This window comes from Mycobacterium sp. DL592 (assembly GCF_011694515.1).
Lineage (GTDB): Bacteria > Actinomycetota > Actinomycetes > Mycobacteriales > Mycobacteriaceae > Mycobacterium.
The window spans coordinates 2,703,355-2,723,969 of sequence record NZ_CP050192.1; the positions used below are offsets into that span (position 1 = coordinate 2,703,355).

Here is a 20,615-nt window from a genome sequence, read left to right on the forward strand (position 1 = left end):
TGGGTCGGGTCGGCGCATCCGGTCATCGCGGTGCGCCCACTGCATCCGGGATGGGCTCGCCGCCGCCGGGGTCGGTGTAGAACGGCGCCCGCCCGACCTTGGCCGAGATGACCGACAGCACCAGACCTGCCAGCGCGAGACCGACGCCGAAGGCGAGTTCGATCCCGGTGAGCGAGCCCGAGGCGATCGAGTACACGACGACGAACGCCATGAACGCCGCGCCGAGGCCGGGCATCAGACCGCCGATGGCGAAATCCTTTGCCGACGAGGTGATCTGGCGCCGGTAGCACCAGATCGCGGTGACGGCCGTGAGCAGGTAGAAGATGGCCGCCATCAGCCCGAGTGTGCTGACGATGTTCGACAGGGCCTCGCCCACCGCGCCGATGAGGGTCGAACCCCACAGAAACGCGATGTTCAGCAGACCGAACAGGATCGTCGCGTTCAACGGTGTGCCGTACTTGGGGCTCACGGTGGCCAGCCAGCTCGGCACGACGCGATCGCGGCCCATGGCGAACCCGATTCTGGAGGCACTGACGATCGCCGCGAGCAGCGACGCCAGCGTTCCGCCGAGCACCGCGACGATCATCACGTTGGCCCAGACGCCACCGCCGATCCGTTCGCCCACGAACGCAAGGATGTTCGCCGCGTGGTCTTGCATGTCCTGCATCGGCGCGATGCCCTGGAATGCGAGCACCGACACCGAGTAGATGACGAACAGCAGGATGACACTGGTCACCGCGGCGCGGCCGGCAGTTCGGCCGCTGGACTCCTCACCGACGTATGCCGCAGTGTCCCAACCGGAATACAGGAAGATCGCCAGCAGCACACCGGAGATCAACGACTTGAAGCCGCCCGCACCCTCGATCGTGAACCACGAGACGCTCGGCTTGACCACATCACTATGGCCGTGCGCGATGAAGACCACGGCCAGCACGGCGAAGCCGATCAGCAGCGCGTACTCGAAGATAGCCCACGCCAATTGGAATCGGGCCGACAACGCCACACCCAACGCGGCCACCGCCGTGACGATCAGGTCGAAGGCCGTGCCGACAGCGGCCACCGCGACCGTGTTGTCCGCGGCGGTGTCGGAGAAGAACGAGAGCAGGTAACTCCCGAGGGGAATGGTCAGGCTGGTCGTGCCAACTGTGTAGTACAGCAACATGATCCAGCCGGCGAAGAATCCGGCGTGCGGATTGAGCACCCGGCCCACCCACGTGTAGGTGGCACCCGCGCTGGGCTGCCACGCATGCAGGCGCTGGTACCCCAGTGCGATGCCCAGCATCGGGACGAAACAGATGAGAATCGGCACGAAGCCGGCGTAGGCCACGGTGGCCAGGATGGCGGCCAGCGAGACGGCCACGCTCTGGATGGGCCCCGAACTGGCCAGAGCCATCACCACCACGTCGACGGCGCGCAGCGCGCCCGAGCGCAAGCCGCGACCGGCGGTGTTGTCAGCTGAAGCGGTCATCGACAGTCATCTCCTCGTGATATCGGTGGTCACTGCGCCGTCGGCACCGAGGAGCCGATGAGGGTCACCAGGGCGCGGCGCAGGATCTCGGTGGTGGCGATCAGATCCGGGATCGACACCCACTCCTCGGCCGCGTGGTAGTTGCCCCCTTCGGGCCCGAACAAGACGGTGGGGATGCCGGCGCTCTGGAACAGCGCCGCGTCGGTCCAGGCGTTCAATCCGGTGATTGGGGAGCGCACCCCGTTCACTTCCTCGGTGGCGTCGGCAAGGGCATCGAGCAGGGCACCGTTGCCTTCTCCGGTGAACGGGTCGCGGTCCAGCCGGACCTTGACCTCGCCGCGGAACTTCGGGTCGGTCTTGGCGACCTCGGTGAAGATCTCCTCGATCTCGGTGACCCGGTTGGCCAGCGTCTCCCCCGGCTGGGTGCCGATCTCGATGCCGACGACGACCTGGTTGGGGTAGGTGGCGTAGTCGGTGCCGCCCTTGATGGTTCCGGTGTGGAAGACGGTCCGCCCGTTCTTCGGGTCGGGATTGGGCTTCCACACCGTCTCGTCGAGCTTATGCAGCCTGGTCAGAACCTCGGCCATGTGGACGATGGCGTCGACGCCCTTGTCCGGGGCCGAGCCGTGTGCGGGGACCCCGTGCACGATGATGTCGATCCATCCGAAGCCCTGGTGCTCACCGAAGATCGTCCGGGAGCCTTCCGGTTCCAGGTTGATCGCGTAGTCGATCTCGTCGGCGTGGTGGGCCACCAGGTGCTCGGTGCCGATGCTGACACCTTCTTCGTCGATCACCAGAGCGACGAGGATGTTGCCCGCCAGTTCCGTTCCAGAGCGCACCAATTCGCGCACCGCGAGCATCGCCGCGGCACAGCCACCCTTGTCGTCGGCGGCACCGAGCCCGATCATCAGATCGCCGTCGATCACCGGGCGCAGGGCGCGGTCGGCCCAGTTCTCGTAGCCGACGGTGTCGCTGTGCGCGGACAGGCAGATGGTCGGCCCGGGCTTGCTGCCCCGCAGCCAGGCCAGCACGTTGGGCCGGCCCGGCTCGACCTCCTCGAGCGTCACCTCCAGTCCCAGTTCGGTGAACCAGTCGCGCGCGAAAGCGGCCACCTCACCCTCGCCGGCGCCGCCCGGGATGAGCCACGGCGTCACCGAGTCGATCTTCACCATGGCCTCGAGCAACTCGATCGCTTCCTCACGAGTGACGGTCATCTGGTGTGTTCTCCTTTGGGGTTGGTGATACTTCGCTTTCGGAAAAATGACAGGCCACAACATGTTCCGGGGCGACCATGCGCAGCACCGGTTGCTCGGCCCGACAGCGTTCGGGTTCCCCGAGCCGGCGGCGCAGCGGGCAGCGCGGGGCGAACCGGCAACCGGGATCGGTATTGGTGACATTCGGTGGTTCGCCGGTCAGAAGTGCGCGCGAACTGCGCCGGCCGCCGCCTGCTTTGGGCATCACGTCGACCAACGCCTGGGTGTAGGGGTGCCGGGGCGTACCGATGACCTCGGCGGCGGCTCCCTGCTCCACCACCTGCCCCAGATACAGCACCGCGACACGGTCGGCGAACACACCGGCCAGCGCCAGGTCGTGGGTGATGAACAGGATTGCAATTCCCAGCTTTTCGCGCATGTCGAGGAGCAGACGAATCACTCCGGCGCGCAACGACACGTCTAGCATCGACACCGGCTCGTCGGCCACCAGCAACCGCGGCTCGACGGCAAGGGCGGCCGCGATCGCGACGCGCTGGCGCTGACCGCCGGAGAGTTGAAAGATCCGCCGATCGGCGATGGCCTCGGGCGGGTTCAGCCCGCACTTCTCCAGAGCTGCCAGCACTGCTGTGCCCCGCGCCGCTGCACCGAGGTCCGGGCGGTGGACGGCCAGACCTTCGCCGACGACGTCGAATGCTGTCGCATTGGGCGCCAGGCTCTCGAACGGATCCTGGAAGATCATCTGGAAGTTGTGCCGCAAGCGGCGCAGTGTTCGGCCCTTGGTGTGCGTGATGTCGGTGCCGGCGACCGAGACCGTGCCCGACGTGGCATCGACGAGCCGCATGAGGGTGCGCGCGATAGTCGTCTTCCCGCAGCCTGATTCACCCACCAGGGCGACGATCTCCCCCTCGTGGACGGTCAGATCGACGCCGTCGACGGCACGCGCGGTCAGCGTGGTGCGCCCATGGCGCACCGGGAAATGCACCCGCAGGTCGCGAAGTTCGGCGGTCACCGGCCGCGACGACATCTCGGTCACCGGGTCACCCCCGCCACCGGTTGGAGCAGATGGCATGCCGCGACATGACCCGACTCGGACACCGGGCGCAGCGCGGGATCGTCGACGACGCAGCGCGACAGAGTCTCGGTACACCTGTCGGCGAACCGGCAGCCGGCCGGCGGATGGGCGAGATTCGGAGGGCTGCCGGGGATTCCACTGATGGACGCCTGGCCGGCGTCAAGACGCGGATAGCAGTCGAGCAGGCGTCGGGTGTAGGGGTGTGCGGGCCGGGCTCCGGCGGTCAGGATGGCCTCGGCGCGTCCGTATTCGACGATGCGGCCGGCGTACATCACCGCGACCCGGTCGCACAGCTCGGCCAGGACGGTGAGGTCGTGGGAGATGATCAGCATGGCCAGTCCGAGTTCGTCGGCCAGCCCCCGGATCAGCTCCAGAATCTGTGCCTGGGTCATGACGTCGAGCGCGGTGGTCGGCTCGTCGGCGATCACCAGATCAGGACCACAAGCCAGCGCCATCGCGATCATCGCGCGTTGCTTCATACCGCCGGAGAGCTGGTGCGGGTAATCGGCAGCCCGATTCGGCGCGATGCCGACCTGGGTGAGCAGTTCGGCGACCCGGTCGTGAACCACGCGCCGCTTGGTGCCGGGTTCGTGCGCCCGGATGGCCTCACCGACCTGGTCACCGATCGTCATGACCGGGTTGAATCCGTTCATCGCCCCCTGGAAGACCAACGCGAGACGTCGCCAGCGCAGCGACCGCAACTCCACGTCGTTCACCGCCCGCAGATCGGTACCGGCGAAACTGAGTTCATCAGCGGTCACCGTCGCGCCGTGTGGCAGCAGCTGCGCCACGGCCAGCGCGAGTGTGCTTTTACCGCAACCGGATTCACCAGCCAGACCGACCACCTCGCCGGCGCCGACATCGAGGTCGACGCCGTCGACCGCACGGACCGCCGACTCTCCGGCGCCGTAGCTGACGCTGAGGTCGCGAACCGACAGAAGCGTCATTCGGCCACCGCCAGCCGGGGATTGAGGATGCGCTCCAGGCTCTGCCCGATCAGCGAGAACGCGAGGACCACGAGCACGATCCCGACACCGGGCGGAAGGAAGTACCACCAGTTGCCGTTTCCGACCGCGCCCGCGGCGAACGCGTTGTGCAGAATCTGGCCCCACGAGGTCCGGATGGGGTCGCCCAGCCCGAGGAACGACAACGTCGCCTCGGCGAGAATGGACCCGGCGATCACCAGGACCGCGTTGGCGATCACCAACGCCAGGACGCCGGGCAGGATCAGCCGCCACAGAATTCCCACCGACGACAGCCCCACAGTCCTGGCCCGCGCCACGACTTCCCGTTCGCGCAACGCCAAAGCCTGCGAACGCACAATGCGGGCCGTGCTGGGCCAACTGGTGATCGCGATGACCAGCACGATCATCGGCAGGCTCTGGCCGATGATGGCGCCGAGCGCGATCATCAACGGCAGGTTGGGCAGCACCAGGAAGAAGTCGGTGACCCGCATCAGCATCGCGTCGACGAATCCGGTGAACCAGCCGGCCAGAACACCCACGAGCGTCCCGATCAGGACCGTGATGAGGGTGGCGATGAGACCGATCTCCAACGACACCGACGTTCCGGCCAGCACCTGGCGCAGCACGTCGCGGCCGAGTTCGTCGGTGCCCAGCCAGTGAAGGGCACTGGGCGGCTGCAGGATTCCGGATCGCGACCCGGCGACGTCGGTGCGGTCATACGGGGCGAGCAACGGTCCGATGATCGCCACCAACACCACAACGGCGACACTCAGCAAGCCGGTTCGGCCCATCGGGTCGGCAACCAGTTGTCGAACGACGCCGCGCCATCCCCCGGTGACGTGGGCGGCGGCCGGCTCGGGCTCCAGGTTGGGGATCGGTCCGGTCATGTCAGCCGCACCCGCGGATCGAGGGCGCGGTACACCATGTCGCTGGCGAAGTTGGCCACCACGACCACGACGGCGAAGATCAGGAAGCAGGCCTCCATCACGGGATAGTCGCGTCTGATCACCGATAGGTAGATCAGCTGACCCATGCCGGGCCAGGAGAACACGGTCTCGACCTGGATGGTGCCGCCCACCGTGGCGCTGGCGTACAGCGTCGTCGCGGTGACCACCGGCAGCAGTGCGTTGCGCACGCCGTGCCGCCACAGCACCCGGCGCGGGCTCAGGCCCTTGGCACGCGCGGTGGTCATGTAGTCCTCTGACAGGGTCGCCAACAGCGAACTGCGGGTGATCAGGACGAACTGTGCGATGTCGACGAGCACCATCGCCACCGTCGGCAAGATGAGATGTCGCGCCAGATCAGCGATCCGGGTGAACATCGTCGGGTAGAGCGCGTCGGCGGTGTACATCCCGGCGATGGGGAACCAGCCCAGCGTCACCGCGAAGACGAAGATCAACAACATGCCGACCCAGAATGTCGGCAGGCTCCAGAACACCAGCGACCCGATGACGAGGCTGCGGTCGGCACGCGATTCCCGCCGCGATGCGGCGAACACCCCGATCAGCACGCCGAGGATGATCACCAGCAACGTCGAGATGGTCACCAGGATCAGGGTATTGCCAAGGGCTTTCACCACGATCGGTCCGACCGACGCCTGGTAGGTGTAGGAGAAGCCGAGGTCGCCCTTGAGCAGGTTCTGCAGATAGGTGAGGAACTGCGACGCCATCGACTGGTCCAGGCCGTAGTAGCTGCGCAGTCGTGCGATGGCCTCGGCGTCCAGGTGCTGGCCGCGGGCGATGTGGGTGACCGGGTCTCCCGGCATCAGGTGGAAGAGAACGAAATTGGTCGCAACCACCGCGATGAGCGTGAACACCAGGTAGGAGAATTTCTGGGTCAGGTACCGAAGCATCGACTTGTCAGGCCGGCTTCACGTCGAGGTAGTTCACCCGCGGGAAGTTCAGGATCATGCCACCGTTCATTGGCTGCCAACCCGTCCAGGTGTTGGTGCGCGTGCCGGTCAGCTTCTTCTGGTACCACATCACGATGTAGGGGCAGGCCGCATAGTGGATCGCCTGCATCTCCTGGACGAGCTTGACCCGGGCGGCGCGGTCGACGGTGGTCTTCTGCTGGGCGTAGAGCTCGTCGTAGCGCGGGTCGGTCCAGAAGGTGTCGTTGTTGCCGCCGATCTGATCGGTGGTCGGGATGCCCAGCAGATAGGACGGGTCGTAGAACTCCGAGTCCCAGCCCCACACCATGATGTCCCAGTCGGGGGTTTCGGCGTTGTAGACGGTGGCGCTCATGCTGTCGGCGTCGGTGCTGGAGAGCTTCAGGTTGATTCCGACGGCCTTGGCCGCCGAGACGAACAGGTCGGCGGCCTTCATGTCGACAGTGGTGTCGGCGATCACCAGAAGCCGGAACTCCAGTGGCGCACCGTCTTTCGCCTCCCGGATGCCATCTCCGTTGCGGTCGGTGTAGCCGGCACCGTCAAGGAGTTGCTTGGCTTTGGCCGGGTTGTTGTCGAGGACGGCGTCCGGGCCCGGGACGTAGTGGAAGTCACCGAAGGTGGGGGGCAGCAGATCGGCTCCGGGTTCCCCGTAACCGGCCAGGGCGAGTTCGACGAGCTGCTGGCGGCTGACGGCACAGGACAGCGCCTGGCGCACCACCTGGTCTTTCAGGATCGGGTTGCCCTTCGAGCCGGGAGCAGTCGAACAGTTGAAGCCGATCATGTGGAACGAGAACGATTCCATCGCTGTGGTTTTCACGTCCGAGGCATTCTGCAGACCGGTGTAGATGGTGGGCGGCACTTCGGAGACGATGTCGATGTCGCCGGTGCGCAGCGCCTGGGTGACGACGTCGTCGGAGCCGAACTTCGTCCAGGTGACCTTCTCGGCGGCGGGCTTGGGTCCCCACCACGAGTCGTTCCTGGTGACCGTGGCAACGCTGCCCTTCTGCCACGACACGAAGTTGAACGGTCCGGTGCCGACCGGCTTGTCGTTGGCGTACTTGGGCAGGTCGTCCTTGGCGACGCCTTCCCACAGGTGCTTCGGCACCATCGGCATGATGATGCCGGGCTCCAGCGTCTGCGGCTGCGCATAAGTCAGGCGGACCTGGCCGTCGCCGACCTTGGTCACGTCGGTCAGATCCTTGAAGTAGGCGCCGTAGGTGCCGTAGCTGTTGTCCCGCACCAACAGGAAGGTGAAGATGACGTCGTCGGCACTGAAGTCCTTGCCGTCCTGCCATTTCACGCCCGAGCGCAGGGTGTAGGTGAAGGTCTTACCGTCGGGACTGCGGTCCACGGCGGTGGCCAGTGACGGTGTGATGTTGAGCTGGGCGTCGTAGTCCATCAGTTTGTCGTAGACGAGTTGGAAGACGTCGTAGGACTGTGTCGAGGCGGCCGTGAACGGGTTGAGCGAGTCGATGTCAGTCGTGGACCCGACGCGCAGCACCGTACTGGTCGCCGTCTTCGGAGCGCATGACGCGAGTGCGGCGGCTCCGCCGAGGGCGGCGGCGACCACCGCCGATGTCCGGAAGAAGCTGCGACGATCCATCTCGGCCATGTGAAAACCCTTCCCGACACCAGTTTGTATACACAGTAGTATGAGTGTCGGTCATTGCCGAGCGATTGCCGGATTGTTTCCAGCTCTTTTCTCTTTCCGGCTCGGAATGAGCAGATCGCAGTGGTGTTACCAGCCACGTTCCCTGCACCGCATAGTTAGCATTCACATGACTCCCCCGCTAGCGAAAGGCGGTGACGATGGCCACCAAGCCGAAGCGCTCGGCAAGCCCCCCTGCGGCTCCGGCCGACCGCAAGCTGCGCTACCAGCACGTCTACGACCTGGTGCTGCGCATCATGGCCGAGCGCGGGCTCAAACCCGGCGACCGCCTGCCGTCCGCCGCCGAACTCGCCGAGATCGCCGCGGTCAGCAACATCAGCGTGCGCCGGGCGCTCGACGAACTGGAGCGGGCCGGAAAGATCACCCGCCGCCAGGGGCTGGGCACGTTCGTCGCCGAACCCCGCATCGCCAGTGACCCGACCCGTCCCGGCGAGCTGCTCCACACCCTGCTCGACAAGGACGGCGACCCGCCGAAGGTCATCACCTCGCTGATCTCCATCGGTGTCGGATTGCCGAGCACCGCCATCGCCACCGCACTCAGTGTCGACGCCGGGCAACCGGTCTGGGAGATCTGGCGCAAACGCAGCCTCGGCAGCGCCGACATCATCCTCGAGCGCGCCGTCCTTCCGCTGAGCCGGGTCCCGGCGATCGACCACGAGGCACTGTCGGCAGGCGGGTCGCTGTACCGCTTCATCGAGGAGCGCTACCAGCTCACCGACGAATACACCGAGCAGGCAATCGAAGTGGACACCCCCAGTAGTTGGGAGGCCGGCCATCTCGGGGTGGGCACCGCCGATCCGATCGTGCGGGTCCGCGGCGTCAGCTTCGATGCCGATGGGAAGGCCTTCGACTGCTTCGAGCAGTGCTACCGCGCCACGAAGTTCACGTTCTACACCGCCGGCCAGACCCGGCACCGCATCCTGGGCCCCTCGGAACTGTCCAATTGGTCTGTGGCCCCGCTGTCTTCACCACAGTGTTGATCGGCCCGGCTGATGGGTATGCCTTCGCCCATGAGCAACGAACTAACTGAGAAGAAGATCGCGTTCCTGGTCGCCCCCGAGGGCACCGAGCAGGTGGAACTCACAGCACCGTGGGAGGCCGTGCAGCAGGCCGGAGGCGAGGCGGAACTGGTCTCCACCGAGCTGGGCAAGATCCAGGCGTTCAACCATCTCACCCCCGCCGACACGTTCGACGCGGAGAAGGCTGCCGAGAGCGTGTCGGCCAGCGACTACGACGCCCTGGTGCTGCCCGGCGGGCTGGCCAACCCGGACTATCTGCGCACCAACGCCGACGCGGTCGGCTTCGTCAGGAGTTTCTTCGACGCCGGCAAGCCGGTGGCGGTGATCTGCCACGGCCCCTGGACCCTGGTCGAAGCCAACGTCGTCGAGGGCCGCCAGATCACATCGTGGCCCAGCCTGCAGACCGATCTGCGCAACGCCGGCGCCCAGTGGGTCGACGAGCAGGTCGTGGTGTGCACACAAGGGCCCAACACGCTGGTGTCCAGCCGCAAGCCCGATGACCTGCCGGCCTTCTGCGCGAAGCTGGTCGAAGCCTTCTCCTGACCGGAGCAGTCTCCTAGCCGGGAACCAGGCTGAGCAACAGGTCCGGCCCGATCCGGTCGACACCGTCGTACCGCCACCGCAGCGCCCGGGCGATGCTGAGCACGCCCACGTCGTCGACGGCGGTGATCGGACCACCGAGCAGAATGGGCGCGACGTAGGCCAGGATCCGGTCGATCACCCCCGCCCGCAGGAAGGCTCCCGCCAGCGTCGGGCCACCCTCGAGGAGTACATCGGTACGGTCGGTCAGCGCGCGAATCACCTCGTGCGGGTCATGGGTACGGATCACCATGGTGCGCGAATCATCGTTGAGTACATTGGATTCCGTGGATATCTCACGCTTGCCCACCACCACCCGCAGCGGCTGACGTTCGGCGAGGCCGCCGCCGGGCAGCCGTGCGGTCAGCGTCGGGTTGTCGACGAGCACCGTACCGGTGCCGACCACGATCGCGTCGGCCGCCGCCCGCCGCCGGTGCACATCGGCGCGGGCGGCGTCACTGGTGATCCACTGCGACGACCCGTCGGCGGCGGCGCTGCGGCCGTCGACGCTCGTGGCGAACTTCCACGTGACATGCGGCCGCCCGGTGCGCTGCTTGTGCAGCCACTCGCGCAGCGGGCCGATCGTCACCTCGTCGGCGCACACCCCGCTGGTGACCGTGACACCGGCCGCGCGCAACCGCTGGGCGCCACCCGAGGCCACCGGGTTGGGGTCGGCGACCGCATAGACCACCGCCGCCACGCCCGCCGCGATCAACGCGTCGACGCAGGGCGGGGTGCGGCCGTGGTGGTTGCAGGGCTCGAGGGTCACTACGGCGGTGCCGCCCCTGGCCAGTTGCCCCGCCGCCCGCAAGGCGATCACCTCGGCGTGCGGCCCGCCAGCGGGCTCCGTGCCGCCGACCCCGACGATATCGCCGTCCTGGCTCAGGATGACCGCTCCCACAGGGGGATTGGGATATGTGGTGCCTTTGACCCGCTGTGCCCGCTCGAGGGCCAGCCGCATCGCGGCCTCGATCATCGCCGGTGTCGCGGCGATCATAGGGTCAGATGCGGTGAGGCGGCACCGGCCCTGCGGCGCAGGGCTTCCACCGCCGCGGCCGGGTCCTGCGCCCCGTAGACCGCCGAGCCCGCCACGAAGCAGTCCACTCCGGCCTCGGCGGCCATCTCGATGGTGTCGGCGTTGATGCCGCCGTCGATCTCCACCAGGATCGTCAACTCCCCCGCGTCGACGAGCCGGCGCGCCGTCGCGACTTTCGCCAGCACCTCGGGGATGAAGCTCTGCCCGCCGAAGCCCGGCTCGACCGACATCACCAGCAGGGTGTCGAAGTCGCGCAGGATCTCCAGGTAGGGCTCCAGCGGCGTGCCGGGTTTGACCGCCAGGCCGGCCTTGGCGCCGGCGGCGCGGATGTCGCGGGCCACCGACACCGGATTGTCGGTCGCCTCGGCGTGGAACGTCACGTTGTAGGCGCCGGCCTCGGCGTAGGGCGGCGCCCAGCGCTCCGGGTTCTCGATCATCAGATGGCAGTCCATCGGAATGTCGGTGGCCGCCAGCAGGCTTTCCACCACCGGCAGCCCGAGGGTGAGGTTGGGCACGAAGTGCGCGTCCATCACGTCCACGTGCAGCCAGTCCGCACCCTCGACGGCCGCGGCCTCCTCGGCGAGACGGGCGAAATCGGCGGACAGGATCGACGGTGCGATCAATGGTCGGGACGGTGTCGCCATGGCTGTCAGCCTAAAGGCTGGTTCAGAGGTGTTTTTGCAGGGCGGCGGCGAACATGGCGTCGGTGCCGTGCCGATGCGGCCACAACTGCACGTACGGTCCGGGGCCCAGCTCGTCCACCGGGGCGAACAACGGCCGGGTGTCCAGCGCGGTGACCGGCTGGCGGCGCAGCGCGTCGGACACCACGCCGACGGTCTCGGCCAGGTGCGGTGAACAGGTGGCGTAGAGCACCACCCCGCCTGGCCGGGTCAGCGCGATCGCGGCGGCCAGCAGTTCGCGCTGCAGTTTGGCCAACGCCGGGACATCGGCCGGAGTGCGGCGCCAGCGGGCCTCCGGGCGCCTGCGTAGCGCGCCCAGCCCGGTACACGGCGCGTCGACCAGGACGCGGTCAAAGCTGTTCGGCTCCAACCCGGACTCGCGGCCGTCGACCCGCAGCACCTCGACCGGCAGGCCGCGGGTGTTCTGCTCGACGAGATCGGCCCGCCGCGGCGCGGGTTCGATCGCGGTCACGGTGCCACCCTGTTGGGCGGCGATCGCAGCGATCAGAGCAGTCTTACCGCCCGGCCCCGAACACAGATCAAGCCACCGGCCGCCGTCCTCGCCGAGCAGCGGCGCCAGCGTCAGCGCGCGGGCCACCAACTGGCTGCCCTCGTCTTGCACCAGCGCCTTCGAGTCGCGCACCGCGGCCAGCTGGCCGGGATCGCCACCGGAAAGGTAGACCGCATACGGCGAGTAGCGCCCGACCGTCGCGCCGGCCTCCTGCGCGAGTTCGGTGGCGGTCAGCGCGCCGGGCCGGGCGGCCAGGTGCACGGCGGGCCGGGCATCGTCGGCGGCCAGCGCCGCGTCGAGTTCGGCGGCGTCCGCGCCGAGCGCGTCGGTGAACGCCTGGGCGATCCAGCGCGGGTGGGCGTGCACGAACGCCAGGTGCCCGACGGGATCGCTGTCCTGCGCCGGCGCCAGTTCGGCCATCCAGGCTGCTTCGTCGCGAGCGGAGATCGCGCGCAACACGCCGTTGACGAAACCGGCTCGCACACTGTCGAATTCGATCCCGGCCTGCTCGACCGTCGTCGAGACTGCGGCGTGCGGCGCCACATTGGTACGCAGGAGCTGGTAGCCGCCGAGGCGCAACAAGTCCAGCAGCACCGGGTCGATCTGATCGGTCGGGCGACCGGCCGCCGCCGCGATCACCGCGTCGAGCAGGCCCCGCATGCGAGATGTGCCATAGGCGAGCTCGGTGGCGAAGGCCGCGTCGCGGCCGCTCATACCGCGCTCGGCCAGCATGGCGGGCAGGGCCAGATTGGCGTAGGCGTCGCGCTCGGAGACCGCGCGCAGGACGTCGAACGCGACCTGCCGGGCGGGATCGAGCGGGGCGCGCTGCGGGCGGCGAGGCGGCCGCTGCTGGCCGGCATCGCGCCGCGGCGGCCCACCGGTCTTACCGTCGCGGCCACGCCCCTGAAAAGGTCTGCCGCTCTGTCCTTTTCCGCGGTCGCGGTCGTTGCCGCCGCGCGGCGAGCGTTCGGTCACGAGGCACGCACCGTTTCGTTCAGCCGGGCGCCGCGGGCCCAGTCCGCGGCGTTCATCGGTTTCTTGCCAGGTGGCTGCACCAGCCCGAGTACCACCGGGTGCGAGCCGGTTCCCACCAGGACCGTCGAACGTTCGGCTCGAATCTGACCGGGCGGCAGCGACTCTACGTTCTCTTCGACGCTCACCGGCCCGACCTTGACGCGGATGTCGCCGACCATCGTCCAGGCACCGGGGCCGGGCGTCACCGCACGGATCTGGCGTTCGATGACGTGAGCGGGCAGCTCCCAGCGGATGCGGGCCTGCTCGACGGTGATCTTCGGGGCAAGGCTGATCCCATCCGCGGGCTGCGGCACCGGGCTCAGTGCGCCGTCCTCGATGCCGTCCAGGGTGGTCTCGAGCAGGCCCGCACCCGAGATCGCCAGCCTGCCCAACAGCGCCCCTGCGGTGTCGGACGGCCGGATCGTCTCGGTCACCACGCCGTAGACCGGACCGGAATCCAGGCTGGGTTCGATGAGGAAAGTCGTTGCGCCCGTGACGGTGTCACCCGCGGCGATGGCTGCCTGGACGGGCGCGGCACCCCGCCAGGCGGGTAGCAGTGAGAAGTGCAGATTGATCCAGCCCCGCGCCGGTACTGCCAGCAGCGCCTCGCCGAGCAGCGCTCCATAGGCCACCACCGCACAGCAGTCCGGCCCCAGATCGGTCAGTTCGGTGACGAACTCCGGGGTGTTCGGCCGCGGCGGCCGCAACACCGGAATCCCGGCGTCGAGGGCCAGTTGGGCCACCGGCGACGGCGCGGTTTTGCCGCGTCGGCCCGCGGCGGCGTCCGGGCGGGTCAGCACCGCGACCACCTCGTGCCGCGGCGAGTCGATGAACCGCTGCAACGACGGCAGTGCCGGTTCGGGGGTACCGGCGAAAACGATTCGCATGAGCCTACTTCGGGCTTCCGCAGGCGGTCATCGTGGCACCTGATAGAACTCACGTTGCTTTACCCCGGCCATTCCGGCCACGAACATCCACGGGATGGTCGTGGTCAGCCGGTTCACCGTTGCCACGGCGTCGTTGTAGTACTGGCGGGCGAAGGCCAGCTTGTCCTCGGTGTCGGCGAGGTTCTGCTGCAGGTTCAGAAAGTTGTTCGACGAGTTCAGCTGTGGGTAGGTCTGACCCAGTGCCAGCACCTGCCCGACGGCGGTGTCGAACTGCTGCTCCGCCGCACCGCGCTGCGCCACCGACTTACCGGCGGTCGCCGCCGCCAGGGCGGCTTGGGCGTCGGCGACGTGATCGAGGATCGCCTTCTCGTGGGCGGCGAAGGTCTGCACGGTGCTGACCAGGCTGGGGATCAGCGACGCGCGTCGGGTCAGCTGCACGTCGATGCCGCCGAGCGCCTCGTCGACGCGGACGTCGGCGGCGCGAACCTTGTTGTAGCCCACCACGAATCCGCCGAGTACCAGTACCGCGATCAGCAGCACCAGTACGAGCACGAAGGTCACCATGAACCGCCTCCTCCTCCGCCGCCGCCACCACCGCCACCGCCGCTGAACCCGCCGCCGCCGCTGCTGCTCGACGACGATGACTGTGAGGCGCTGTAGGCACTGATGGACGACGACAATGCCGACTCGAAGCTGTCGAAACTAGCACCACCGCCGCCCGCGGAATGCCAGCTGGTGCCCGACGAGGAGTGGTACCACTGCGGATCCGGCGGCGGCTGGTTGGTGGCGGCCTGGTACTTGCGCGCCCACAGCGCGGCCACGCCACCGGCTACGGCGAACGGAATGTAGGCGGTGTAGAGATCCTTGCGGGCGGCGAAGTCGAACCGCGACTCCGCCGAGTCGGTGGACAGCATGCGATAGAAACCGCCGACCTCGGACCACAGTTGGCGGCCGGCCGGTGAGCGCCTGCTGCCCACACCGCTGCGCCAGGCGCCCGCCGACAGCAGGAAGAACACCGCGAATGGCAGGCCCCACAACGTGATCGGGAAGAGGATCCGGAAGAAGCCGCAGACGGCAAGCACAAGGGCGACCAGGTTGGCGAACCGCAACCACAGCTCGACGCGGCGTTTGACGATCAGGCCCTCGTCGAGTGCCCACTTCTTGACCGTCTCGGCCATCAGCTCCTTGGCGGTGGTCAGCTTCCGGCCAGAGGAGACCGTGCCGTCGGCGTCGAACTCCGCCCCAGGTCTGTTCAGGCCCAGCAGCGAGCCGACCGCCACACTGACCGCGTCGACGTCGACCCACGCGCCGGGCTCGCCGGTGGCACGAATGGTCCAATTCTTCTTGCCGGCCTGGTTGAGCGAGACCAGTCCGCGGTCTGCGAGGTAGAACATCGTGGCGGTTAACCCGTCCGTGGGCACCTTCTCGGTTCGGATGTACTCGCACTGCACCGGACCGAGGCCCTTGGGCGGGGCGTACTGCAGCGGGAATCCCGGCGACGGTTCGACGGTGGTCCGCCACCACAGGTAGCCGCCGAGGCCCGCGGTCAGGGTCAGGCCCAGCAGCCACAGGGTGGTCGGCAGCGACCTTCCGAGCACCCGATCCCAGCGGTATGACCACGGCAGTTCGGTGCGCGCCGGGGTCGGCACGTCGACGGCGGCGCGCACCGTCACCGGTGTGCGCGGCGCCAGCCCCGTGGCCGAGAAGCGGACCGTGTCGCCGTCGACGGTCAGCCCGTCGCAGGCCCGGCCGACGCCGGTGCCCACCGAGCACTGCGCGCCGGGCACACCGCCGGGCAGGGTGACGGTGATGTCGGCGCGGTCGATCTGGTTGTTCCACGCCGGCGCGATGACGTTCCAGAAGAAGGCCGACGGCGCGGACTGGCTTCCCGTGGTCGATGCGAATGTCCGGTTGGCCCCGGTGGTGCCGGGATCCAGTACACCGTCGATGGTGTAGCGGATGCGGAAGACGTGCGTCCCGTAGTCGAGCACCTGGTCCGGGTCGCCGATCTTGGCGACGCGGAACCGTTCGCCGCTTTCCCACAGCATCTGGTACGGGATCGGCCGGTCGTCCATCAGGATCTCGGTGACCTGCGGCACCTGGCGGACATGCGGATCGTTCTGGTTGGCGATGTCCCAGTAGCGGAAGATGCCGTGCCGGCCACCCGGGAATTTGCCGGTGATGATCTCGGTCGCATCCATCCGGCCGGCGCCGTCGACGACGAAGTCGGCGCGATAGTTGGTGATCACGACCGGGTCGTAGGCGGCTCCACCGCTCGGCGTGAAGCTGAAGAGCACCGGCCACAGCAGCCCAATCGCAATGAGCAGCAACGAGATCGACCACGCGATGGCACGGCCGAATCCCTTCATGACACCTCCGAAGTGTGTTGGGCCCCGGCTTACCCTATGTGCAACGGGTCGATCTGTACCCGAACCGCCTCGTGATCGTGGCGGGCACTGTGGATCGCGGTGGCCTGGCGCAGGGACGCCGCCAGTGCCAGACCCTCGTCCCGGCGCACCCGCACCAGCATCCGGATCACCGGTTCCTCGGCGGCGGTGGCCGGTGGGCGGCGCACCCCCGGTGGCAGGTCCACGGGGCCCAGCAGGTCCGCGTCCTCCGGCAGTTCGGCGTGCTCGAGCAGCGCACGGACCGCCTCGGAACCACCGTCGACCACGGCCATGTGCACGCTGGGCGGCAGCCCCACCTCGGCGCGGGAGTCCAATTCGGCTTCGGCGTGCCCGACCGGATCCCATTTGACCAGGGCCTGCACGGTCGGGATGGTCGACTCCGCGACGACGGCGACCACGCCCCCGTCGGCGCGGGACTGCACCAGGGCCGACGCCGCCATCCAGCGCCGCAGGGTGTCCTCGGCGGCGCGCAGGTCCTGGCGGCCCAGCATTGCCCAGCTGTCCAGCAGCAGGGCCGCGCCGTAGCCGTCGGGGGCGTGTGGTTCGGCGCCCGGGGTGGCGACGACGAGCGCGGGCCCGGGTCCGATCTCGCTGTGCACGGTATCGCCCGCCGACGTCACCACCGTCGTGCCCGGGAAGGCCCGGCCCATCTCCTCGGCGGTGCGCCGCGCGCCGACCACCACTGCGCGGATCGCGTCCGAGCCGCAGCGGCGGCAGCGCAGCGCCGGGTCGATGCGGCCGCACCAGCGGCAGACCGCCCCCGAGGACGCGCCCGACAGCGACAGCGGCCCCGTGCAGTGCCGGCAGCGGGCGATCGTTCGGCAGCGCGCGCAGGCCACTGAGGGGATGTAGCCGCGGCGGGGCACCTGGATCAGCACGGGCGCGCCGCGCTCGAGGGCCGCCCTGGCGGCGCGCAACGCCACCGACGGCAGCCGTGCGGTGCGGGCCGCAGCATCGCGTTCCTCGGCGTAGCCGCCGTCCTCCAGCGCGACCACCCGCGGCGAACAGGCCCGGACCACCGGGCGGGCCGCCACCAGATCGTGCGCCCAGCCGCTGCGCACCAGAGCCTGCGCCTCGGCAGTGCGGGCGTAGCCGCCGATCACCGCGGCGCAGCGCAGCTGGTGGGCGCGCAACATGGCGACCTCGCGGGCGTGCGGGTAGGGGGCTCGTGGTTCGGCCAGCGTGTCGTCACCGTCATCCCAGACGATGACCAGGCCGAGCCGTTCCACCGGTGCGAACACTGCGCTGCGGGTCCCGATGACGAGTCGGGCGTGGCCGCGCAGCACCGACAGCCACCGCCGGTAGCGCGCCGACGGTCCGAGCCCGGCCGACAGCGCCACCACGGCGGTCTCGTCGATCCGGGCGGTCGCCGCCCGCCACACCGCGTCGATGTCGCGCTGGTCGGGCACGATGGCCAGCACGCCGTAGCCGCCGCTGACCGCTGCCGCGGCGGCTTCGGCTATGCGGTCGCACCACTGCTCCCCCGGCAGCGCCTGCCAGACCGCCCGGGCCGCTCTGCCCTCGCGCAGCGCCGTCAGGAACTGCTCCCCGCGGCCGTAACGCGCCCACCCCGCCGGGTCGACCGGATCGGTCACCGGTAGCAACGGTGTGGCGGCGTCGTCCTTCTCCGCCCTGGCGTGCCGTGGCGGGATCGCCAGCCGCAGAACATCGGGGCGGGTGCCCGCGTAGCGGGCGGCGACCGCGTCGACGAGGCGGCGCACCTCAGGGGTGAGCACCGGCTGCGCCGAGATCACCCGGTCCAGCCAGCCGAGTTGGCCAACATGGTCGGTGTCGGAGCGCCGCTCGAGAACGAAGGCGTCGACCAGCCGGCCGTGGAATCGGACCCGCACCCGGACACCGGGCTGGGCGTCGTCGGATTGTTCGGCCGAGACCAGGTAGTCGAACTCGCGGTCCAGGTGTGGCACCGACAGCATCGGCAGTACGCGCGCGATGGGTTCGTGTTCAGCGGCCTGCCGGATGTTCGGCACCGTCGAAGACTACCGATGCACGCCGACAACGCACCTCAGTCGCGCGGGGCGCGGCCGAAGAAGAATCCGGCCGTGATCAACACCTGGGACGTCGCGTACACCCACCAGATCGGCACCTCCAGCGCGTTGGACGCCAGGACGAACTTGCCGATGCCGATCAGGCCGTCGGAGATCGCGAAGCACACCGCACCCGCAGCCGTCCACGGCGTGGGCAGTTGCGCCAGCAGCGCCGCGCACACCATCGCCCCGAGCACCCCGATGTAGACCGTCACCGGGATCGTCAGGCCCTCGGCGGTCAGCGTGGGCCAGAACCAGATCAGCAGGCCCGCGCACAGGACCACCATCACCGCCGCGGCAACCAGTCGGGGCGCGCTGCGCCCGCGCAGCGGCAGCAGGGCACCCAGGTAGCAGAGGTGGGCCACCAGAAACGAGCCGAGGCCCAGGACGAACGACGGCTTCCACCACGGCATCGCCAGGAAGAAGTCGCCGCCTGCGGAGAACAGCAGCGCAGCGACCAGCCAGCGCCGCTCCCGCACGATCGGATGCCACCGGGCGGCCACCGCAAGGAGCACGGCCATCAGCGCCTTGACGGCGGGCTGTCCCGGGAAGCGCCCGGTCAGCTCGGCGTTCGCCGGCAGAGCCACCGCGGTGAGCACCAGGAAGATCCCGTAGCCGACGGCCGTGGCCGCAGCCGCCGCCCACCATCTCGTCAGCGGCCGTGCGTACGGTGAGCTCATGCCAAGCTTGGACAGACCGCCGGTGGACGCCATCCTGCAGAAGGTACTGGAAGCCGTGCCGTTCCAGTTGACCGTCGACGGCGGAGTCGAGGAGGCCCGCCAGCGACTGCGCGAGCTGCCGCGCCGACCGGTCCATCCGGGTCTGCGCGTCGAGGACCACCACATCGACGGCCCGGGCGGCCCGATCCCGATCCGGGTCTACTGGCCCGACGGCATCGAGCAGCCTCCGGGGTCCATTCCCGGGTCGCTCCGCTCCTGCCCTCCGGTGACGATGTACTTCCACGGCGGCGGGTTCGCTGTCGGCGACCTCGACACCCACGACGGCACCGCGCGGGATCATGCGGTGGCCGCCCAGACTCTCGTGGTGTCGGTGGACTACCGGCTCGCACCCGAGCATCCCTACCCCGCCGCCGTCGAGGACGTCTGGGCGGCGACCCGCTGGGTGGCCGACAACGCCGGCCGGTTCGGCGCCGACGCCTCGCGGCTGGCAGTGGCCGGCGATTCCGCCGGCGGCACACTCTCGGCGGTCGTCGCCCAACTCGCCCGCGACAGCGGCGGACCGCAGCTGGCGTTCCAGCTGCTCTGGTATCCCTCGACGATGTGGGACACCTCGCTGCCGTCGTTCGCCGAGAACGCCGACGCGCCGGTACTCGACAACGCCGCGATCGCCGCGTTCACCCGCTGGTACGCCGGTCACCTCGACCTCAGCGACCCGCCCGCAACGCTGGCCCCCGGTCGCGCCGACGACCTGTCGGCGGTGGCGCCCGCCTACGTCGCCGTCGCCGGTCACGATCCGCTGCGTGATGACGGAGCCCGCTACGCCGAGCTGCTGGCGGCGGCCGGTGTAACAGTTGAGCTGCACAATGCCGACACACTGGTGCATGGCTATCTTGGCTACGCAGGCGTGGTCCCGGCGGCGACCGAGGCGACGCAGCGTGGCCTGACGGCTCTGCGGGCAGCTCTACACCGCTGACCAGCCAATCTTGTCGCGGCAGTCCGGGACAGGCCACAATGGCAACACATGCCACAACACGGAGGACTCATCCCCATGAAATTTGCTGAAGGAGCCGCGACCCGGCGCATGGTCGGCATCGGTCTCAGCGCGCTTGTCGGGGGTATGGCCCTTGCCGTCGTCGCCGCACCCGCGGCGTTCGCGGCACCCGACTGCAGCAAGGCGGGCGTCGACAACACCGTCGCCACGGTGCAGGGTCAGGCCCAGAGCTACATGAACAGCCATCCCGACGGCCAGAAGGTCCTGATGAGCGCTGCCCTGCAGCCGCGTCCGCAGGCCGAGCAGACGCTGCGCAACTATGCCGCCGCCAACCCGCAGGAGTACGCCGACTTCAAGGCGATCCTGGCGCCGCTCGGAACGCTGCAGGACCAGTGCGGCGTGCAGGTGGTTCCGCCGCAGTTCCAGTGGGCGTTCGACGCGTTCGTCGGCTAGCCCGCCGAACTTCACCCGCACACGTTCAAGCCCCGC

At 68.9% G+C, this 20,615-nt stretch carries 19 protein-coding genes; 4 read left to right on the forward strand and 15 right to left on the reverse strand.

What is annotated here, in order from left to right; translation table 11 throughout:
• Positions 1-22: 22 nt before the first annotated feature.
• The 7 genes from HBE64_RS12990 to HBE64_RS13020 are packed head-to-tail and all read right to left on the reverse strand — an operon-like array spanning position 23 to position 8,219.
• Positions 23-1,468, reverse strand: coding sequence for an APC family permease (locus HBE64_RS12990; RefSeq protein WP_167102593.1), 1,446 nt, complete (start codon positions 1,466-1,468; stop codon positions 23-25).
• Positions 1,469-1,497: 29 nt separating this feature from the next.
• Entirely contained in the window at positions 1,498-2,682 is a 1,185-nt protein-coding gene (locus tag HBE64_RS12995; RefSeq protein WP_167102596.1) for a M20 family metallopeptidase, read from the reverse strand.
• Complete coding sequence (locus HBE64_RS13000; protein ID WP_243841649.1) at positions 2,666-3,706, reverse strand: ABC transporter ATP-binding protein; 1,041 nt, start codon at positions 3,704-3,706, stop codon at positions 2,666-2,668. Before HBE64_RS13000 ends, HBE64_RS12995 begins: the two co-directional genes overlap by 17 nt.
• Positions 3,707-3,711: 5 nt before the next feature.
• Positions 3,712-4,701 (reverse strand): ABC transporter ATP-binding protein, encoded by a 990-nt coding sequence (locus tag HBE64_RS13005; protein WP_167102602.1) that lies wholly within the window; start codon positions 4,699-4,701, stop codon positions 3,712-3,714.
• Complete coding sequence (locus HBE64_RS13010) at positions 4,698-5,606, reverse strand: ABC transporter permease (RefSeq protein ID WP_167102604.1); 909 nt, start codon at positions 5,604-5,606, stop codon at positions 4,698-4,700. Before HBE64_RS13010 ends, HBE64_RS13005 begins: the two co-directional genes overlap by 4 nt.
• A complete protein-coding gene (locus HBE64_RS13015; RefSeq protein ID WP_167102607.1) occupies positions 5,603-6,571 on the reverse strand; it encodes an ABC transporter permease in 969 nt (322 codons plus the stop codon). Before HBE64_RS13015 ends, HBE64_RS13010 begins: the two co-directional genes overlap by 4 nt.
• 7 nt (positions 6,572-6,578) lie before the next feature.
• Entirely contained in the window at positions 6,579-8,219 is a 1,641-nt protein-coding gene (locus HBE64_RS13020; RefSeq protein WP_167102609.1) for an ABC transporter substrate-binding protein, read from the reverse strand.
• 197 nt (positions 8,220-8,416) lie between these two features.
• Between HBE64_RS13020 and HBE64_RS13025 the strand changes: the two genes are divergently transcribed.
• Positions 8,417-9,256: a GntR family transcriptional regulator gene (locus tag HBE64_RS13025; RefSeq protein WP_167102612.1), complete on the forward strand. Its 840-nt coding sequence runs from the start codon at positions 8,417-8,419 to the stop codon at positions 9,254-9,256.
• Positions 9,257-9,286: 30 nt separating this feature from the next.
• Complete coding sequence (locus HBE64_RS13030) at positions 9,287-9,838, forward strand: type 1 glutamine amidotransferase domain-containing protein (protein ID WP_167102615.1); 552 nt, start codon at positions 9,287-9,289, stop codon at positions 9,836-9,838.
• A gap of 13 nt (positions 9,839-9,851) precedes the next feature.
• Here HBE64_RS13030 and ribD read toward each other — a convergent pair whose 3' ends face one another.
• The 8 genes from ribD to HBE64_RS13070 form a co-directional block, all read right to left on the reverse strand.
• Positions 9,852-10,871: a bifunctional diaminohydroxyphosphoribosylaminopyrimidine deaminase/5-amino-6-(5-phosphoribosylamino)uracil reductase RibD gene (gene ribD / locus HBE64_RS13035; protein WP_243841310.1), complete on the reverse strand. Its 1,020-nt coding sequence runs from the start codon at positions 10,869-10,871 to the stop codon at positions 9,852-9,854.
• A complete protein-coding gene (gene rpe, locus HBE64_RS13040; protein ID WP_371743983.1) occupies positions 10,868-11,554 on the reverse strand; it encodes a ribulose-phosphate 3-epimerase in 687 nt (228 codons plus the stop codon). Before rpe ends, ribD begins: the two co-directional genes overlap by 4 nt.
• Positions 11,555-11,576: 22 nt before the next feature.
• Positions 11,577-13,076 (reverse strand): RsmB/NOP family class I SAM-dependent RNA methyltransferase, encoded by a 1,500-nt coding sequence (locus tag HBE64_RS13045; protein WP_167102618.1) that lies wholly within the window; start codon positions 13,074-13,076, stop codon positions 11,577-11,579.
• Complete coding sequence (gene fmt / locus HBE64_RS13050; RefSeq protein ID WP_167102620.1) at positions 13,073-14,002, reverse strand: methionyl-tRNA formyltransferase; 930 nt, start codon at positions 14,000-14,002, stop codon at positions 13,073-13,075. Before fmt ends, HBE64_RS13045 begins: the two co-directional genes overlap by 4 nt.
• Positions 14,003-14,029: 27 nt before the next feature.
• Positions 14,030-14,566 (reverse strand): LemA family protein, encoded by a 537-nt coding sequence (locus tag HBE64_RS13055; RefSeq protein WP_167102623.1) that lies wholly within the window; start codon positions 14,564-14,566, stop codon positions 14,030-14,032.
• On the reverse strand, positions 14,560-16,371 hold the full coding sequence (locus HBE64_RS13060; RefSeq protein ID WP_167102625.1) for a DUF2207 domain-containing protein: 1,812 nt from the start codon (positions 16,369-16,371) through the stop codon (positions 14,560-14,562). Before HBE64_RS13060 ends, HBE64_RS13055 begins: the two co-directional genes overlap by 7 nt.
• Positions 16,372-16,400: 29 nt before the next feature.
• Positions 16,401-18,344, reverse strand: a complete 1,944-nt coding sequence (locus HBE64_RS13065) for a primosomal protein N' (protein WP_167109150.1) — start codon at positions 18,342-18,344, stop codon at positions 16,401-16,403.
• Between the two features lie 89 nt (positions 18,345-18,433).
• Positions 18,434-19,135 (reverse strand): lysoplasmalogenase, encoded by a 702-nt coding sequence (locus HBE64_RS13070; RefSeq protein WP_208300684.1) that lies wholly within the window; start codon positions 19,133-19,135, stop codon positions 18,434-18,436.
• Here HBE64_RS13070 and HBE64_RS13075 point away from each other — a divergent pair.
• Together HBE64_RS13075 and HBE64_RS13080 are read left to right on the forward strand one after the other, a co-directional pair.
• Positions 19,134-20,108: an alpha/beta hydrolase gene (locus HBE64_RS13075; RefSeq protein WP_167102631.1), complete on the forward strand. Its 975-nt coding sequence runs from the start codon at positions 19,134-19,136 to the stop codon at positions 20,106-20,108. The two genes, HBE64_RS13070 and HBE64_RS13075, sit on opposite strands and share 2 nt — an antisense overlap.
• 75 nt (positions 20,109-20,183) lie before the next feature.
• The gene (locus HBE64_RS13080) at positions 20,184-20,579 is read left to right on the forward strand and encodes a hemophore-related protein (RefSeq protein WP_243841311.1); all 396 of its coding nucleotides are present in this window, start codon (positions 20,184-20,186) and stop codon (positions 20,577-20,579) included.
• The last annotated feature ends 36 nt before the right edge of the window (positions 20,580-20,615 follow it).

What these genes read in the sequence shown, in the direction of transcription:
- HBE64_RS12990 (WP_167102593.1), bottom strand. Translation starts at nt 1,468, where the DNA reads ATGACCGCTTCAGCTGACAACACCGCCGGTCGCGGCTTGCGCTCGGGC.
- HBE64_RS12995 (WP_167102596.1), bottom strand. Translation starts at nt 2,682, where the DNA reads ATGACCGTCACTCGTGAGGAAGCGATCGAGTTGCTCGAGGCCATGGTG.
- HBE64_RS13000 (WP_243841649.1), bottom strand. Translation starts at nt 3,706, where the DNA reads ATGTCGTCGCGGCCGGTGACCGCCGAACTTCGCGACCTGCGGGTGCAT.
- HBE64_RS13005 (WP_167102602.1), bottom strand. Translation starts at nt 4,701, where the DNA reads ATGACGCTTCTGTCGGTTCGCGACCTCAGCGTCAGCTACGGCGCCGGA.
- HBE64_RS13010 (WP_167102604.1), bottom strand. Translation starts at nt 5,606, where the DNA reads ATGACCGGACCGATCCCCAACCTGGAGCCCGAGCCGGCCGCCGCCCAC.
- HBE64_RS13015 (WP_167102607.1), bottom strand. Translation starts at nt 6,571, where the DNA reads ATGCTTCGGTACCTGACCCAGAAATTCTCCTACCTGGTGTTCACGCTC.
- HBE64_RS13020 (WP_167102609.1), bottom strand. Translation starts at nt 8,219, where the DNA reads ATGGCCGAGATGGATCGTCGCAGCTTCTTCCGGACATCGGCGGTGGTC.
- HBE64_RS13025 (WP_167102612.1), top strand. Translation starts at nt 8,417, where the DNA reads ATGGCCACCAAGCCGAAGCGCTCGGCAAGCCCCCCTGCGGCTCCGGCC.
- HBE64_RS13030 (WP_167102615.1), top strand. Translation starts at nt 9,287, where the DNA reads ATGAGCAACGAACTAACTGAGAAGAAGATCGCGTTCCTGGTCGCCCCC.
- ribD (WP_243841310.1), bottom strand. Translation starts at nt 10,871, where the DNA reads ATGATCGCCGCGACACCGGCGATGATCGAGGCCGCGATGCGGCTGGCC.
- rpe (WP_371743983.1), bottom strand. Translation starts at nt 11,554, where the DNA reads ATGGCGACACCGTCCCGACCATTGATCGCACCGTCGATCCTGTCCGCC.
- fmt (WP_167102620.1), bottom strand. Translation starts at nt 14,002, where the DNA reads ATGCGAATCGTTTTCGCCGGTACCCCCGAACCGGCACTGCCGTCGTTG.
- HBE64_RS13055 (WP_167102623.1), bottom strand. Translation starts at nt 14,566, where the DNA reads ATGGTGACCTTCGTGCTCGTACTGGTGCTGCTGATCGCGGTACTGGTA.
- HBE64_RS13060 (WP_167102625.1), bottom strand. Translation starts at nt 16,371, where the DNA reads ATGAAGGGATTCGGCCGTGCCATCGCGTGGTCGATCTCGTTGCTGCTC.
- HBE64_RS13065 (WP_167109150.1), bottom strand. Translation starts at nt 18,344, where the DNA reads ATGCTGTCGGTGCCACACCTGGACCGCGAGTTCGACTACCTGGTCTCG.
- HBE64_RS13075 (WP_167102631.1), top strand. Translation starts at nt 19,134, where the DNA reads ATGCCAAGCTTGGACAGACCGCCGGTGGACGCCATCCTGCAGAAGGTA.
- HBE64_RS13070 (WP_208300684.1), bottom strand. Translation starts at nt 19,135, where the DNA reads ATGAGCTCACCGTACGCACGGCCGCTGACGAGATGGTGGGCGGCGGCT.
- HBE64_RS13080 (WP_243841311.1), top strand. Translation starts at nt 20,184, where the DNA reads ATGAAATTTGCTGAAGGAGCCGCGACCCGGCGCATGGTCGGCATCGGT.